The organism is Bradyrhizobium sp. Cp5.3 (assembly GCF_000426265.1).
Taxonomy (GTDB): domain Bacteria; phylum Pseudomonadota; class Alphaproteobacteria; order Rhizobiales; family Xanthobacteraceae; genus Bradyrhizobium; species Bradyrhizobium neotropicale.
The window spans coordinates 317,947-332,925 of record NZ_AUFA01000009.1; the positions used below are offsets into that span (position 1 = coordinate 317,947).

General features: G+C 65.8%; 15 protein-coding genes. 11 read left to right on the top strand and 4 right to left on the bottom strand.

What is annotated here, in order from left to right:
* The first annotated feature begins 102 nt into the window (after window positions 1-102).
* Window positions 103-1,359, top strand: a complete 1,257-nt coding sequence (locus tag K289_RS0115530) for an ATP-binding protein (protein ID WP_027552370.1) — start codon at window positions 103-105, stop codon at window positions 1,357-1,359.
* On the opposite strand, the gene K289_RS0115535 is transcribed toward K289_RS0115530, so the two are convergent.
* Entirely contained in the window at window positions 1,286-2,179 is an 894-nt protein-coding gene (locus K289_RS0115535; protein ID WP_027552371.1) for a YihY/virulence factor BrkB family protein, read from the bottom strand. The genes K289_RS0115530 and K289_RS0115535 overlap by 74 nt on opposite strands.
* Window positions 2,180-2,495: 316 nt before the next feature.
* On the opposite strand from K289_RS0115535, the gene K289_RS0115540 reads away from it, so the two are divergent.
* The 6 genes from K289_RS0115540 to K289_RS0115565 all read left to right on the top strand — a co-directional run bounded on the left by K289_RS0115540 (window position 2,496) and on the right by K289_RS0115565 (window position 6,594).
* Window positions 2,496-2,690, top strand: coding sequence for a twin transmembrane helix small protein (locus K289_RS0115540; RefSeq protein WP_027552372.1), 195 nt, complete (start codon window positions 2,496-2,498; stop codon window positions 2,688-2,690).
* Window positions 2,691-2,712: 22 nt separating this feature from the next.
* Window positions 2,713-3,285 (top strand): cob(I)yrinic acid a,c-diamide adenosyltransferase, encoded by a 573-nt coding sequence (locus K289_RS0115545; RefSeq protein ID WP_027552373.1) that lies wholly within the window; start codon window positions 2,713-2,715, stop codon window positions 3,283-3,285.
* Between the two features lie 127 nt (window positions 3,286-3,412).
* A complete protein-coding gene (locus K289_RS0115550) occupies window positions 3,413-4,162 on the top strand; it encodes an electron transfer flavoprotein subunit beta/FixA family protein (RefSeq protein WP_027552374.1) in 750 nt (249 codons plus the stop codon).
* Entirely contained in the window at window positions 4,162-5,106 is a 945-nt protein-coding gene (locus K289_RS0115555; protein WP_027552375.1) for an electron transfer flavoprotein subunit alpha/FixB family protein, read from the top strand. Before K289_RS0115550 ends, K289_RS0115555 begins: the two co-directional genes overlap by 1 nt.
* A gap of 193 nt (window positions 5,107-5,299) precedes the next feature.
* Window positions 5,300-6,181, top strand: a complete 882-nt coding sequence (locus K289_RS0115560; protein WP_027552376.1) for a 3-hydroxybutyryl-CoA dehydrogenase — start codon at window positions 5,300-5,302, stop codon at window positions 6,179-6,181.
* Window positions 6,182-6,399: 218 nt separating this feature from the next.
* Window positions 6,400-6,594 (top strand): putative motility protein, encoded by a 195-nt coding sequence (locus tag K289_RS0115565; protein WP_027552377.1) that lies wholly within the window; start codon window positions 6,400-6,402, stop codon window positions 6,592-6,594.
* Here K289_RS0115565 and K289_RS0115570 read toward each other — a convergent pair.
* Window positions 6,584-7,255, bottom strand: a complete 672-nt coding sequence (locus tag K289_RS0115570) for a TlpA disulfide reductase family protein (protein WP_027552378.1) — start codon at window positions 7,253-7,255, stop codon at window positions 6,584-6,586. The genes K289_RS0115565 and K289_RS0115570 overlap by 11 nt on opposite strands.
* A 117-nt stretch (window positions 7,256-7,372) precedes the next feature.
* On the opposite strand from K289_RS0115570, the gene argH reads away from it, so the two are divergent.
* From argH to lysA, 3 genes are all read left to right on the top strand, one after another.
* Entirely contained in the window at window positions 7,373-8,770 is a 1,398-nt protein-coding gene (gene argH / locus K289_RS0115575) for an argininosuccinate lyase (protein WP_027552379.1), read from the top strand.
* 93 nt (window positions 8,771-8,863) lie between these two features.
* Window positions 8,864-9,151, top strand: a complete 288-nt coding sequence (locus K289_RS0115580) for a lipoprotein (RefSeq protein WP_027552380.1) — start codon at window positions 8,864-8,866, stop codon at window positions 9,149-9,151.
* A gap of 23 nt (window positions 9,152-9,174) precedes the next feature.
* Window positions 9,175-10,440 carry a diaminopimelate decarboxylase gene (gene lysA / locus K289_RS0115585; RefSeq protein WP_027552381.1) on the top strand — a complete coding sequence of 422 codons (1,266 nt, stop codon included), beginning with the start codon at window positions 9,175-9,177 and terminating at the stop codon, window positions 10,438-10,440.
* Between the two features lie 231 nt (window positions 10,441-10,671).
* On the opposite strand, the gene K289_RS0115590 is transcribed toward lysA, so the two are convergent.
* Together K289_RS0115590 and K289_RS0115595 are read right to left on the bottom strand one after the other, a co-directional pair.
* Entirely contained in the window at window positions 10,672-11,580 is a 909-nt protein-coding gene (locus tag K289_RS0115590) for an NAD(P)-dependent oxidoreductase (RefSeq protein WP_027552382.1), read from the bottom strand.
* Between the two features lie 122 nt (window positions 11,581-11,702).
* Complete coding sequence (locus K289_RS0115595; RefSeq protein WP_027552383.1) at window positions 11,703-12,086, bottom strand: carboxymuconolactone decarboxylase family protein; 384 nt, start codon at window positions 12,084-12,086, stop codon at window positions 11,703-11,705.
* A 168-nt stretch (window positions 12,087-12,254) separates the two neighbouring features.
* Between K289_RS0115595 and K289_RS0115600 the strand changes: the two genes are divergently transcribed.
* Window positions 12,255-14,879 carry a TIGR02302 family protein gene (locus K289_RS0115600; RefSeq protein ID WP_027552384.1) on the top strand — a complete coding sequence of 875 codons (2,625 nt, stop codon included), beginning with the start codon at window positions 12,255-12,257 and terminating at the stop codon, window positions 14,877-14,879.
* Window positions 14,880-14,979 lie beyond the last annotated feature (100 nt).

Consider the following 14,979-nt stretch of genomic DNA (forward strand, 5'->3'; position numbering starts at 1 on the left):
TTCTCTGGGGTTTAGCAAAAGGTCGCCGTGACTCGGAGTGTTCCTCCGTGCGATGCTCGCCTGACGGCCCGGGGGTTCGAAGGAATACTTCGAAGGGGATCTATGGCGGCGAAAACGCGCGCATCGCGCACTACGCGGACGTCCAGGCGGCCGCCTCGGAAGCGGTCCGGGGCGGTTGGCGCGACGCGTAAACGCGCCGCCGCCGCAACGCCGGACGTGGTCCAGGCGGCGCTGGCCGCCTTCGCCCACGAGGTCCGCACACCCCTGACCGGAATTCTGGCGATCAGCGACCTGCTTGCGACCTCCGATCTCGGCGAGCGGGAGCGGCGCTGGGCCGATACCATCAAGGCCGGCGCCGAGCACCTGGCGAGCCTCGCCACCCTGTTCGTGGACGCGGCCAAGACCGGGAAGGGGGCAAACGCGCTGCGCCAGGACCTGTTCGACCTGCGGGCGCTGGCCCGCAGCATGGGTGATTCGCTCGCCGGGCGTGCCGCGGCCAAAGGACTTCAGGCCCAGGTCGAGATCTCCGGCAAGCTTTCCGGGCTGGTGGTCGGCGATCCCGTCCGCCTGCGCGCCGCCCTTGAGAACCTGATCGACAACGCCGTGAAGTTCACCGACGAGGGCGGCGTCGCGCTCGCGGTCGTGCCCTGGCGTCCGCAGAAGGGCAGGGGCAAAACGAAGGACAAAGGCAGGGTCGGCGTCGCCTTTGCGGTGTCCGACAGCGGCATCGGCCTGACCATGGCCGAGATCAAGCGGCTGTTCCGCCCGTTCACCCAGGCCAATGTCACCATCGCCGCGCGTTTCGGCGGCGCCGGGCTCGGGCTGTCCTCGGTGAAGCAATTGGCGCGTGCGATGGGCGGTGACATCACGGTTGCCCCGCGGCGCAGCGGCGGCGCCACCTTCACGCTGACGGTGTCGCTGGATGCGTCGGGATCAGGCCCGTCCGGCGGGTGCGAAGATCCTGAGGCGGATGCGATGGCGGCTTTGCGCGTGCTCAGCGTCGAGGACAATCCGTTCGGCCGCGTCGTGCTCAACACCATCCTGACCGAGCTCGGCCATCATGCGGAGTTCATCGGGCGCGGCGAGGATGCGGTCGACCGGATTGCGCAGGGCGCCTTCGACGCGGTGCTGATGGACATGGTGCTGCCGGGCATCGATGGCATCGAGGCGATCAAGCGGATCCGCACCATGTCGCCGCCGCTCGCTCAAATCCCCATCATCGGAGTGTCGGGCCGCGGCGAGGACGAGGCGGCCTCGCGCGAGGCCGGCGCCGACGCCTTCCTGATCAAGCCTGTGTCCCCGCGGGCTTTAGCGACTGCGCTGCTTGAAGCGAGACGCCGTGAGGAAGCCGCGACTTGATGATCGCGGCGTTGAGCTCGCCGCCGTAGACGAAGATCGCGGCTATGAAATACAAAAATACCAGCGCGATGATCACCGAAGCGAGCCCCGCATACATCGTCACGTAGTTGTTGGCGAAGCGCGCCAGATATTGCCCGAACACGATGCCGGAGATCAGCGACGCCACCACGGTGAAGACGATGCCGGGCAGGATCTGCAGGAAGCCGCGCCGGCCTGCCGGCAGCCAGGCGTGTAGGATGAACAGCGCCACCACCAGCGCGCCGATGGTGATGCCATAGCGCAGCCAGGTGAGGATGCTCTCGTTGGACTCGACGAACAGCGGGATGTGTCGCCGCGCCGCCGCGATGAGGAGCGGGCCGAGCACGATCAGGAACGCCATGGCGAGCGCAGTGAAGGCCGCGACCAGCGTGTAGCCGATCGATTCCAGCCGCAGCCAGTACCAGCGCCGCATCTCCACCACCGCGTAGGCGCGGTTGAGCGCGACCCGCAGCGCCTCCACGCCGTTCGAGGCGAAATAGACCGACAGCACCGCGCCGATGGTCAGTACGTCGGTGCGGGTGGTGGTCAGGACATCGTGGACGTCGCTGGAGATGGAATCTGCGACCTGCTTGGGCCAGACCTGCAGCATCAGCCCAGCGGCCTGGTCGGCGAGTTCCTTGGAGCCGAAGAAGCCGGCGAGCGAGGTCAGCACGATCAGGAACGGGAACAGCGCCATCAGCGTCGACAGCGCGATATGGCTCGCAATCGCCCAGCCGTCATCGGCTAGGAACGTATAGAACGCATCCATCACGACGATATAGAGGTAGCGAACCGCCTTCACGCGCCACCTACTTGGCTGATGCTGCTCCCTCTCCCCGCGCGGGGGGAGAGGCGAAGAAGGCTGGCAGTTGGCGTAGATCGGAAATCATCCTGCTACCATCTGATATTATGGACCTAAAAGCCAGATCGCGAAGCGCCGGTCGTCATTTTCGGGGCGCGCGAAGCGCGAGCCCGGAATCCATTTCGCCATACATGATGTGGCCCGATGGATTCGGGGCTCGCGCCGCCGGGGCGCGCTTCGCTGCCCCTGCGACGCGCCCCGGAATGACAGGGTGGGGGAGATAGCGAAGCAGCCGGCACGGTGTTATCTACTCTCAATGGCATCCCTTTTGAGTTCTTTCATTCTGCCGGTGGCAGCCGGCGCCGTAGCGGTGGTGCTGCTGCTCGGTCTCGTCAATATGATGCGCGGCGGCTCGCCCGACACCTCGCAGAAGCTGATGCGCTGGCGCGTGCTGCTTCAGTTCGTGGCGATCGTCGTCGCCATGCTCGCGGTCTGGGCGATGGGCCGCTAGCGTAGACAGCAACGAGGCAAACATGGTCGTGCTCAACCGCATCTACACCCGCACCGGTGACGACGGCACGACGGCGCTCGGCAGTGGCGAGCGCCGGGCCAAATATGATCTGCGCATCGAGGCCTATGGCACGGTCGACGAGACCAATGCCGCGATCGGCGTGGTGCGGCTCCACACCAAGGACGCGACCGATCTCGATGCGATGCTCGGCCGCATCCAGAACGATCTGTTCGATCTCGGCGCCGACCTCGCGGTGCCCGAGCGCGAAGGCAAGGCGGAAAGGTTGCGGGTGGTGGCAAGCCAGGTGGAGCGGCTCGAGCACGACATCGACGCGCTCAACGAAAACCTCGCGCCGCTGACCTCCTTCGTGCTGCCGGGCGGTACGCCGGCGGCTGCGCATCTCCATGTCGCGCGCACGATATGCCGCAGGGCGGAACGGGTGATGGTGGAACTGGCGGCCAGACCAGGCGAGCCGGTCGGCGCGGCTGGCATCCAGTATATGAACCGCCTGTCGGATTTCCTGTTTGTGGCGAGCCGCTTCGCAAATCATAATGGCGCAGGCGACGTGCTGTGGGTTCCGGGCCAGAACCGCTGACCCATTGGGAGGGCAGTGTTCGGGCCGGCCAAAATTTGGCCCCTTCGCGCGTTGACCGGGCCGGATCAGGCCTTTAGGTTCCGCGCCAGTTGATAACCCCCCTCCCAAAATAAGTGAAAGAGGATCGATGAAGGTCTTAGTGCCGGTAAAGCGGGTGGTCGATTACAACGTCAAGGTCCGCGTCAAGGGCGATGGATCGGGCGTTGAACTCGCCAACGTCAAGATGTCGATGAACCCGTTCGACGAAATCGCGGTCGAGGAAGCGCTGCGCCTTAAGGAAGGCGGCAAGGCCACCGAGGTCGTGGTGGTCTCCATCGGACCGGCGCAGGCGTCGGAGACGATCCGCACCGGTCTCGCCATGGGCGCCGACCGCGGCATCCTGGTGAAGGCCGAGGGCACCGTCGAGCCGCTCGCGGTCGCGAAGATCCTGAAGAAGGTTGCGGACGAAGAGCAGCCGGGCCTGATCATCCTGGGCAAGCAGGCGATCGATGACGACTCCAACCAGACCGGTCAGATGCTGGCCGCGCTGCTGGGCTGGTCGCAGGCGACGTTCGCGTCCAAGCTCGAGGTCGAAGGTTCGGACTTCAAGGTCACCCGTGAAGTCGACGGCGGCCTGCAGACCGTGAAGCTGAAGGGGCCGGCGATCGTCACCACCGACCTGCGCCTCAACGAGCCGCGCTATGCCTCGCTGCCCAACATCATGAAGGCGAAGAAGAAGCCGATCGCGGAGAAGACCGTCGCCGATTACGGCGTGGACGTCACCGCGCGTCTCGAAGTTCTCAAGACGACGGAGCCCGCGGGCCGCAAGGCAGGCGTCAAGGTCAAGGACGTCGCCGAGCTGGTGTCGAAACTCAAGAACGAAGCCGGGGTGCTCTGATGACGACGCTTCTGATTGCCGAACACGACAATGCGTCGCTCAAGGACGCGACCAACAAGGCCCTGACCGCGGCTGCCGCGCTCGGCGCGGACGTCGAGGTGCTGGTCGCCGGCCAGAACGCCAAGGCCGCAGCGGATGCCGCCGCTAAGCTCGCCGGCGTGAAGAAGGTGCTGCTCGCCGATGGCGAGCTCTACGCGCACGATCTCGCCGAGCCGCTGGCCGCGCTGATCGTCTCGCTGGCGCCGTCCTATGACGCGATCGTCGCGCCCGCGACCTCGCGCTTCAAGAACGTGATGCCGCGCGTCGCCGCCCTGCTCGACGTCATGCAGGTCTCGGAGATCACCAAGGTGGTCGCCCCCGACACATTCGAGCGCCCGATCTACGCCGGCAACGCCATCCAGACGGTGAAGTCGAAGGACGCCAAGAAGGTCATCACGGTCCGCACCTCGACCTTCGCCGCAGCGGGCGAGGGCGGCAGCGCCGCCGTCGAGAGCGCGGCGGCGGCGGCCGATCCGGGCCTGTCGTCCTTCGTGGGCGAGGAGGTCGCCAAGAGCGACCGTCCCGAGCTGACTTCGGCGAAGATCATCGTCTCCGGTGGCCGCGCCATGCAGAGCCGGGAAAACTTTGCAAAATACATCGAGCCGCTCGCCGACAAGCTCGGCGCCGGTGTCGGTGCCTCGCGCGCGGCGGTCGACGCCGGCTATGCGCCGAACGACTGGCAGGTCGGTCAGACCGGCAAGGTCGTGGCCCCCGAGCTCTATGTCGCGGTGGGTATTTCCGGCGCGATCCAGCATCTGGCCGGCATGAAGGACTCCAAGGTGATCGTCGCGATCAACAAGGACGAGGACGCGCCGATCTTCCAGGTCGCCGATTACGGCCTGGTGGCCGACCTCTACCAGGCGGTTCCGGAGCTCACGGCCGAACTCGCCAAGCTCGGAAAGTAAAAAACGCGATAAAACACCGGCCGGAGAGGTACACTCCGGCCGGTGTTTCATTTTTGAGGCGTTTTCTTTCGCGCGGGGCGCGCGGAGGGGCGCATCCAATCTAGGTTTCGAGCCCGGGTTCTGGTTAAATCGGACCTCCCGGCTCAGGGGATAGGCAGGCGCGCCTTAGCGCGCCGTTCCGGTGGATGACATTATGGCGGCAGTGATCAAGAAGGTCGGCGTGATCGGCGCGGGGCAGATGGGCAGTGGCATCGCGCATGTCGCGGCGCTGGCCGGTTTCGACGTGGTGCTCAACGACGTCTCGGCCGATCGGCTCAAGTCGGGCATGGCCACCATCAACGGCAATCTGGCGCGCCAGGTCTCCAAGAAGGTCGTCACCGAGGACGCCAAGACCAAGGCCATTGCGCGGATCGCGCTCGCCGAGAAGCTGGACGACCTCGCCGACTGCGATCTCGTGATCGAGACCGCGGTCGAGAAGGAAGAGGTCAAGCGCAAGATCTTTCACGAGCTCTGCGCGATCCTGAAACCGGAGGCGATCGTCGCCTCCGATACGTCCTCGATCTCGATTACGCGCCTTGCCGCTGCCACCGACCGGCCCGAGCGCTTCATCGGCATCCACTTCATGAATCCGGTGCCGCTGATGGAGCTGGTGGAGCTGATCCGCGGCATCGCAACCGACGATTCAACTTTCGAGGCGGCCAAGGAGTTCGTCGCCAAGCTCGGCAAGCAAGTGGCGGTTTCCGAGGATTTTCCGGCCTTCATCGTCAACCGCATTCTGCTGCCGATGATCAACGAGGCGATCTACACGCTCTACGAAGGCGTCGGCAACGTCGAGGCGATCGACGCGGCGATGAAGCTTGGCGCCCACCATCCGATGGGCCCGCTGGAGCTTGCCGACTTCATCGGCCTGGACACCTGCCTCTCCATCATGCAGGTGCTGCATGAGGGGCTGGCGGACTCCAAATACCGCCCGTGCCCGCTGCTGGTGAAATACGTCGAGGCCGGCTGGCTCGGCCGCAAGACCCAGCGCGGTTTCTACGACTACCGCGGCGCCAAGCCGGTTCCGACGCGCTGATCGATCTATTGGCGCCGTAGGGTGGGTAAAGGCGCAAAGCGCCATCCCCACCATATCTCCAATCATGTGATGGAATTGATGGGCACGCTCCGCTTTGCCCACCCTACGACCCTGCGGCACTTCGTGTCGCATCGTGTCCAGGACACGAAACCGTCCGAAATCTCCACCTCTCGTTAACTCCTCGCGCCTAGGCTGCAGTCGGTACGAGGGTTCGCGTAATGGACATGATGGCAATGGTCAGCACCATGCTGGCCGCTCAGCAGGGCGCTCTCCAGTCGCAGGTATCGGCGACTGTGATGAAGCAGAACATGGATGCAGAGAAGTCCGCGGTCCTGACGCTGCTCGGCGCCGGTCAGCCTTCGCTTGCCAATGTCGGCGCGGGCGTCGGCGGCAACCTCAACGTCACGGCTTAAGCGACGCGGCTGCAGGGGTCACTGCGGCCCGGATCAGCTTCAGTGCGTCGTCGCTCGCCCATTCGGCGGGCCCGGCGATCGTCGCGATCTCGCAGCCTTGCGGGTCGACCAGCACCGAGGTCGGCATGCCCAGGGCCCGGCCTATCGTCTTAAGCTCCTGAAAAACTTTGGCTTTTGGATCGCTGAAATAGCCGAGCCGGGTCAAATTAGCCTCTTTCAGGAAATTCTTGGGCTTTTCGGGATCGCGGGTGTCGATATTGATCGCCACCACCTCGAAATTCGGACCTGCCAGCTTGCCCTGGAGCTCGTCGAGTGCCGGCATCTCCTTGCGGCAGGGCACGCACCAGGTGGCCCAGAGGTTGACCAGCAGTGTCTTGCCGCGGAAGTCGGACAGCCTTTTCGGCTTGCCGTCGGCGTCCTCGAAGGCGAGGTCGGGTAGCTTCAGCGCAGCGGTCGCCATGGTCAGCGCCGCCACCTCGCCATGGGCGAGCGGTGCGATCTTCTGCGCGGTGGTCACCGCCGCCCGGCAGGCCGGATCGCCGCTGGGCGCGCGGCTCAGGCCCAGCCCGTACAGCGCGGCAAAGCCGGCGAGGCCCCCGATCGCCACGGTGGCGATGACGAGGGGGATGCGGCGCGTGGCGGAGGGCTTCTGTTCGAGCATATCGTTTGTCATCCGGTCGCAGATATGGCTATCAGGGGCCTCTTAATACGGCTGGCCGCCGCCAGCAAACGCGCGGCACAGGCCGCACAGCGACAAGCAGGGCGTGAGCAAGGGATCATGAGCAACAAGATGTGGGGCGGCCGGTTCTCGGAACGTCCCGATGAGATCATGGAGGAGATCAACGTCTCCATCGACGTCGATCGTCACCTCTTTGCCCAGGACATTGCCGCGTCCAAGGCCCACGCCGCGATGCTTGCCGCGCAGGGCATCATCACGGCCTCTGATGCGAAAAATATCGGCAAGGGTCTAGACACGATTTTGTCAGAGATCGGCAAGGGCGGCTTCGAGTTCAAGCGCGCGCTCGAGGACATCCATATGAATGTCGAGAGCCGGCTGTCCGAGCTGATCGGCCCCGCCGCCGGCCGCCTGCACACCGCGCGCTCGCGCAACGACCAGGTCGCAACCGACTTCCGCCTGTTCGTCCGCGACGTGATCGACGAGACCGACGCCGCGCTCGCCGCGTTCCAGCAGGCGCTGGTGGATCGCGCGCTGGAGCATGCCGCGACCGTGATGCCCGGCTTTACGCATCTGCAGACCGCGCAGCCCGTGACCTTTGGCCACCACCTGCTCGCCTATGTCGAGATGACCGCGCGCGATCGCGGTCGCTTCCAGGACGCGCGCAAGCGGCTCAACGAGTCGCCGCTCGGCGCCGCTGCGCTCGCCGGCACCTCGTTTCCGATCGATCGCCACGCCACCGCGAAGGCGCTTCTCTTCGACCGCCCGATGGCGAACTCGCTCGATGCGGTCTCCGACCGCGACTTCGTGCTGGAGACCCTGTCGGCCGCCTCGATCTGCGCCGTGCACATGTCGCGGTTCGCCGAGGAGATCGTGATCTGGACTTCGCCGCTGGTCGGCCTTGTCAGGCTCAGCGACAAGTTCACCACGGGCTCCTCGATCATGCCGCAGAAGCGCAATCCGGATGCGGCCGAGCTCGTGCGCGCCAAGACCGGACGCGTCATCGGCGCGCTCAACGGGCTTCTGATCGTGATGAAGGGCCTGCCGCTCGCCTATCAAAAGGACATGCAGGAAGACAAGCAGGGCGCCATGGAGGGCTTTGCCGCGCTGTCGCTCGCGATCCGCGCCATGACGGGCATGGTCCGCGACCTCGTGCCTGACGAGGCGAAGATGAAGGCCGCCGCTGGCGAGGGCTACGCCACCGCGACCGATCTTGCTGACTGGCTGGTGCGGACGCTGAAGATGCCCTTCCGCGAGGCCCACCATGTCACCGGCCGGATCGTGGCGCAGGCCGCCAAGGACGGCGTGGCGCTCCACGAGCTGCCGCTGAAGGAAATGCAGGCGATCGAGCCGAAGATCACCAGGGACGTGCTCGGCATGCTCTCGGTCGAATCGTCGGTGAAGAGCCGCACCAGCTTCGGTGGCACCGCGCCGAAGAATGTCGCCAGCCAGGCCAAGGCCTGGGCGAGGCGGCTGGAAAAAGAGCAAAAATCGGGCTGAGAGCAAAATTTCGCTTATGTTTCATGGTCATCCGGCTCTCGCCAGAGCGCGCCAATCTCTGTATGGTGCGCCCCGCCTAGTGGGGATCTCGTCGTGACGTCAAAGTTTCGCCCGGCCGGCTCGGGGTGGGCCATCATTGTCCTTAGCCTGACGGCGCTCGCGCTTGCCGGCTGCGGCCGCAAGGGTCCGCTCGACCTGCCGCCGACCGCCTCAAATGCGCCCACGGCGAGCGCTGCGCCGACGGACACCGAGATCGAAGCCCAGAGGACGCCGAGCGTCTTCAATCCCACCTACGGCGCGGACGCCGCGCCGGCGGCGGCCAAGGGCAAGAAACGACCGTTTGTTCTCGACCCGCTCCTGGACGAAAAGCCCAGCCGATGAGCTGGGGTAACTGAGCCAACGCCATGAACCATTTCGACTACCGCAACGGCGTGCTGCACGCCGAGGCGGTGAATCTGTCCGAGCTTGCCGCGACCGTCGGCACGCCCTTCTATTGCTATTCGACCGCGACGCTCGAGCGCCACTATCGCGTCTTCACCGAGGCCTTTGCCGGCGAGAAGGTGCTGGTCTGCTACGCCATGAAGGCCAACTCCAACCAGTCGGTGCTGCGCACCCTGGCAAAGCTCGGCGCCGGCGCTGACGTCGTCTCGGGCGGCGAGTTGAAGCGCGCGCTGGCCGCAGGCATTCCTGGCAGCAAGATCCTGTTCTCGGGGGTCGGCAAGACGGAAGAAGAGCTGCGCGCCGCGCTCGCCGCCGACATCCTCTGCATCAACGTCGAATCCGAGCCCGAGCTCGAGCTGCTGTCGCGCCTTGCGACCGAGACGGGCAGGACCGCGCGCATCTCCATTCGCGTCAATCCGGACGTCGATGCCGGCACGCACGCAAAGATCTCCACCGGCAAATCCGAGAACAAGTTCGGCATCCCGATCGCGCATGCCCGCGAAGTCTACGCGCGGGCGGCGAAGCTTCCGGGCATCGAGGTGACCGGCACCGACGTGCATATCGGCAGCCAGATCACCGATCTCTCCAACATGGAGACCGCGTTCCGCATCCTCGCCGAGTTCGTGCAGACGCTCCGCGCCGACGGCCACAACATCTCCCATGTCGATTTCGGCGGCGGCCTCGGCATTCCCTATTACATGGACCGCGAGGCACCGCCGGCGCCCGACGCCTATGCCGCCATGGTCAAGCGCGTCACCCACAATCTCGGCTGCACGCTGATGTTCGAGCCGGGCCGCATGATCGTCGGCAACGCCGGCATCCTGGTCACCAAGGTGATCTATGTGAAGCACGGCGACGGCAAGAACTTCGTCATCATCGATGCCGCGATGAACGACCTGATCCGCCCGACGCTGTATGAGGCGCATCACGACATCCTACCGGTGATGCAGCCCGCCAAGGGCGCTCAGACGATCATGGCCGACGTCGTCGGCCCGGTCTGCGAGACCGGCGACTATCTCGCCCTCGACCGCACGCTGCCGACGCCGAAGCCAGGCGACCTCCTCGCCATCATGACCGCCGGCGCCTATGGCGCCGTGCAGGCCGGCACCTACAACACGCGGCCGCTGGTGCCGGAGGTGCTGGTGAAGGACGACCAGTACGCCGTGGTGCGCCCCCGCCTCGAGGTCGAGCAGCTGATCGCGATGGACAAGCCGGCGCCGTGGCTGTGATCACGAGGTGAGGGGCGGCACGGCCGCGCCCCTCTTCGCTGTCGTCCTGGCGCAAGCCAGGATCCATTACCCCAGGGAGTGGTTGTGGCGCGAAGCTGGTAACCACGAGTCTTCGCCAAACTCCTCCCTGTGATTATGGGTCCTGGATCAGTGCTCGCTATTGGACAACGCTACGCGTTGCCAAGCGCTCGCTTGTCCAGGACGACGCGGGGAGGGCGTTGCGCCCGAAAACTACTTCCCCGCCAATCCCCCCTTCGCGCCGCCAACCACAACCCCCGCCTTCTTCTCGATCGGCTTGATCGCCGCGGTGAAATCGGAATCGGGGCCCTCGGCGCTGATCACGGTTTCCCACAGGCGGCCGACTGCATCCGCGACCTCCATCGACAGGCCGAGCTGCTTCATCTCCTCAAGCGCGAGCCGCACGTCCTTCACCATCAATCCGGTGGCGAAACCGAAGTCGAAAGTTCGCGGCAGCACCGAGCGCGGAAATTTGTCCCGGCTCGCAGTGTTCATGCCGGAGCCGGCATTGATGACGTCGATCATCACGGCGGGATCGAGCCCGGCCTTCACGCCCATCACGACGGCTTCCGAGGTCGCCACGATCGCGGTCGCGGAGAGGAAATTGTTGGCGAGCTTCATGGTCTGCGCCGCGCCCGGCTTCTCGCCGATGAAGAACACCTTGCCGATCACGCCGAGCGCAGCCTTGATCGTCTCGAACTCCGCTTTCGGTCCCGACACCATCACCGCCAGCGTGCCCTTCTCCGCGCCGCCGACACCGCCGGAAACGGGGCTGTCGATCTGCACGATGTTGCGCGCCGCGAGCAGGGCGTGAATCTTCGCCGCCATCTGCGAGCCGACGGTCGACAGATCAACGAAGCGCTTGACGCGCTGGCCTTCGATCACGCCGCTCGACCCCGTGGCGACCGCGAGTGACGCCTGCAGCGAGGGCAGGCTCGCCATCACGGTCTCGACCTGGTCGGCGACATCCTTCGGCGACGTCGCCGCCGTTGCGCCGCGCGCCACGACCTTGTCGACGACCTCCTTGCGCGTGTCGAATACGACGAGCCGATGCCCCGCCTCGATCAGCCGCCGCGCCATTGGGAAACCCATGTTTCCGAGGCCGATGAATCCGATGTCCATGGTGTTTCCTTGTTGGTTGTTGTTCGTTGTTGAAGCGGGGCTGCGCGCCACACCCTCGGTGTCGTCCTGGCGAAAGCCAGGACGACGGTTGGAGGATTGTGCCTCCCCTCACTCTTGCCGCCTCACGCCTTCTCATCGATCTCCGCGAACACCTCGCGTGCGATCCGGAAGCTGTCGACCGCCGCCGGCATGCCGCCATAGATCGCGACTTGCATCAGAATCTCGCGGATCTCGTCGCGGCTGACGCCGTTGGTCAGCGCCCCCTTCAGATGCGCGCGGAATTCGTGCTGGCGGTTGAGGATCGCGATCATCGCGATGTTGAGCATGCTGCGGGTCTTGCGCGGCAGTTCCTCGCGGCCCCACACCGTGCCCCAGCAATATTCGTTGAGCATCTCCTGGAACGGACGGTTGAAGTCGTCGACGTTCTTGAGGGTGTTGTTGACATAGGCCTCGCCCAGCACCGCTTTGCGAACTTCCAGGCCCTTGTCGTGCATCTTCTTGTCCATGACGTTTCCTTCTCGTCTTCCTCGATGGCGCCGCGGAAATTACGGGGGGGCGCCGGGCCAGTCACGTCCTCGTGTTATGCGGCAAATGGGGTGGGTCCCGTACAGGAACGGATGCCTCAGTGCTGCCGTTGTGATACGCTTCTCTCACCGGGCAACCTGGAGAGTTGATTGAACGGCGTCACCCCCGACCCGTCAGACCCGATCCGCGATGGCGACGCTCTGTCGCGGCTGAAGCTGGCGCAGGCCCTGCAACGGGCCACATATGCGATCGCTTGGGAGCGCGCCTGGCCGCATCTGGCGCGCGTGCTGACCGTTGCCGGGTTGTTCTTGGTGGTGTCCTGGGCCGGACTCTGGCTGGCTTTGCCCTCGGTGGCCCGCGCGATCGGTCTCGCTGTCTTCGCAGGCCTTGCGGCTGCGGCCCTGTTCCCGCTGATTCGCTTCCGCTGGCCGACCCGCGAGCAGGCCCTGAGCCGGCTCGACCGCGGTTCAGGCATCCGTCACCGTCCGGCTACCACGCTCACCGACACGCTGACCTCGCAGGATCCGGTCGCGCAGGCGCTGTGGCAGGCCCAGCGCGAGCGCACGCTGGCCTCGCTCAAGCGCATCCGCGCCGGTTTGCCGCATCCGCGCCTAGTCATCCATGATCCCTGGGCGCTGCGCGCGCTGGTGATGGTGATGCTGGTGGCGACCTTCTTCGCCGCGGGCGACGAGCGCGCCCTGCGGTTAGGCGCAGCCTTCGACTGGAACGGCGTGCTGGCGCCGACCAATGTCCGCGTCGACGCCTGGGTCACCCCGCCGGTCTATACGGCCAAGCCGCCGGTGATCCTGTCGGCTGCCAACAAGGAAGCCGCCGCACTCCCGGCGAGCGGCCCGCTTGCCGTTCCCGCCGGCTCGACACTGATCGTGCGCTCCTCCGGCGGCAGCCTGGATGTCGCCGTCTCCGGCGGCCTCAAGGAGGCCGCTCCCACGGAGGCTGCGCCCAAGGGTACAAACGAGAAGCACTTCACCATCACCGGTGACGGCACCGCACATGTCCGCGCGCCCTCGGGCCAGCCGCAATGGACCTTCACTGCGACGCCGGACCGCCCGCCGACGATCGCACTCGCCAAGGATCCGGAGCGCCAGGCGCGTGGCGCTCTGCAACTCGCCTACAAGATCGAAGACGATTACGGCGTCACCGGCGCCGAGGCGCAGTTCGCCCTGCGTCCCGCCGACGCCAAGGAGAGTGCCAGGGACGGCACCAAGGACGGCGATGCCAAGGCGGCACGGCCGCTGTTCCAGCCGCCGCAATTCGCCCTGGTGCTGCCGAACGCGCGCACACGTAATGGCGTCGGCCAGACCGTGAAGGACCTCAGCGAAGATCCTTACGCCGGCGCGGACGTCGCGCTCACGCTGACCGCCAAGGACGAGGCTGGCAACGAGGCGAAAAGCGAGCCCTTCAACATGCGCCTGCCGGAGCGGCTGTTCACCAAGCCGCTCGCGCGCGCGTTGATCGAGCAGCGCCGCATCCTCGCGCTCGACGCCGACAAGAATGCCGATGTCTACGCCGCGCTCGACGCGCTGATGATTGCGCCTGAATTGTTCACGCCAGAGGCGGGGCAGTATCTCGGCCTCCACAGCGTCGCGCGGCAGCTCGAGGCGGCGCGCACCGACGATGCTCTGCGCGAGGTCGTGGCGAGCCTGTGGGCGCTCGCGGTGACGATCGAGGACGGCAACATCAGCGATGTCGACAAGGCGCTGCGCGCGGCGCAGGACGCGCTGAAGCAGGCCCTGGAGCGCGGCGCCAGCGACGAGGAGATCAAGAAGCTCACGCAGGACCTGCGCCAGGCGCTGGACAATTTCATGCGCCAGCTCGCCGAGCAGTTCCGCAACAATCCGCAGCAGCTTGCCCGGCCTCTTGATCCCAACACCAAAATCCTGCGCCAGCAGGACCTCAACAACATGATCGACCGCATGGAGCGCCTGTCGCGCTCCGGCGACAAGGACGCGGCCAAGCAATTGCTCGACCAACTCCAGCAGATGCTGGAGGGCTTGCAGATGGCGCAGCCGGGGCAGTCCGGCGAGAGCGACATGGAGCAGGCGCTCAACGAGCTCGGCGACATGATCCGCAAGCAGCAGCAACTGCGCGACAAGACCTTCAAGCAGGGGCAGGACTCCCGGCGCGACCGCATGCGCGGCAAGCAGCAGGGCGACCAGTCGATGTCCGACCTCCAGCAGGACCAGCAGGCGCTGCGCGACCGTCTGAAAAAGCTTCAGGACGAGCTCGCCAAGCGCGGTCTGTCGCAGAACGGCCAGAAGGGACAGCGCGGCCAGCAGGGCGAACAGGGACAAAAGGGCCAGGGTCAGCAGGGACAAGACGGCGACCAGGACGGTGATCAGGGCGACGACGACAACGGCCTGGATTCCGCCGATAGCGCCATGGGCGATGCCGGCTCGAAGCTCGGCGAAGGCAATGCCGACGGTGCCGTGGATTCCCAGGGCAAGGCGCTGGACGCGCTGCGCAAGGGTGCGCAGAAGATGGCCGAGGCGATGCAGCAGGGCGATGGCGATGGCCAGGGCGACGGTCCCGGCAATCGAGTCGGCCGGCAGCAGAGCGGCGGCAATCAGACCGATCCGCTCGGCCGGCCCCTGCACGGCCGCGAATTCGGCGACGACTATACGGTGAAGATTCCCGGCGAGATCGACGTCCAGCGCGTCCGCCGCATCCTCGAAGAGCTCCGCCGCCGCCTCGGCGACCAATCGCGCCCGCAGATCGAGCTCGATTACCTCGAGCGGCTGCTGAAGGATTTTTGAGGCGCGATTTGTGGCCCCAGCATCGCTTCGCTTAAGGACGGCGTGCGATTGGGCGTTTTGCGTCCCACACACTCGATGTCATCGCCCGATTTAATCGGGC

What these genes read in the sequence shown, in the direction of transcription:
- argH (WP_027552379.1), top strand. Translation starts at nt 7,373, where the DNA reads ATGAGCAACAAGATGTGGGGCGGCCGGTTCTCGGAACGTCCCGATGAG.
- K289_RS0115590 (WP_027552382.1), bottom strand. Translation starts at nt 11,580, where the DNA reads ATGGACATCGGATTCATCGGCCTCGGAAACATGGGTTTCCCAATGGCG.
- K289_RS0115560 (WP_027552376.1), top strand. Translation starts at nt 5,300, where the DNA reads ATGGCGGCAGTGATCAAGAAGGTCGGCGTGATCGGCGCGGGGCAGATG.
- K289_RS0115530 (WP_027552370.1), top strand. Translation starts at nt 103, where the DNA reads ATGGCGGCGAAAACGCGCGCATCGCGCACTACGCGGACGTCCAGGCGG.
- K289_RS0115545 (WP_027552373.1), top strand. Translation starts at nt 2,713, where the DNA reads ATGGTCGTGCTCAACCGCATCTACACCCGCACCGGTGACGACGGCACG.
- K289_RS0115595 (WP_027552383.1), bottom strand. Translation starts at nt 12,086, where the DNA reads ATGGACAAGAAGATGCACGACAAGGGCCTGGAAGTTCGCAAAGCGGTG.
- K289_RS0115555 (WP_027552375.1), top strand. Translation starts at nt 4,162, where the DNA reads ATGACGACGCTTCTGATTGCCGAACACGACAATGCGTCGCTCAAGGAC.
- K289_RS0115570 (WP_027552378.1), bottom strand. Translation starts at nt 7,255, where the DNA reads ATGCTCGAACAGAAGCCCTCCGCCACGCGCCGCATCCCCCTCGTCATC.
- lysA (WP_027552381.1), top strand. Translation starts at nt 9,175, where the DNA reads ATGAACCATTTCGACTACCGCAACGGCGTGCTGCACGCCGAGGCGGTG.
- K289_RS0115550 (WP_027552374.1), top strand. Translation starts at nt 3,413, where the DNA reads ATGAAGGTCTTAGTGCCGGTAAAGCGGGTGGTCGATTACAACGTCAAG.
- K289_RS0115540 (WP_027552372.1), top strand. Translation starts at nt 2,496, where the DNA reads ATGGCATCCCTTTTGAGTTCTTTCATTCTGCCGGTGGCAGCCGGCGCC.
- K289_RS0115565 (WP_027552377.1), top strand. Translation starts at nt 6,400, where the DNA reads ATGGACATGATGGCAATGGTCAGCACCATGCTGGCCGCTCAGCAGGGC.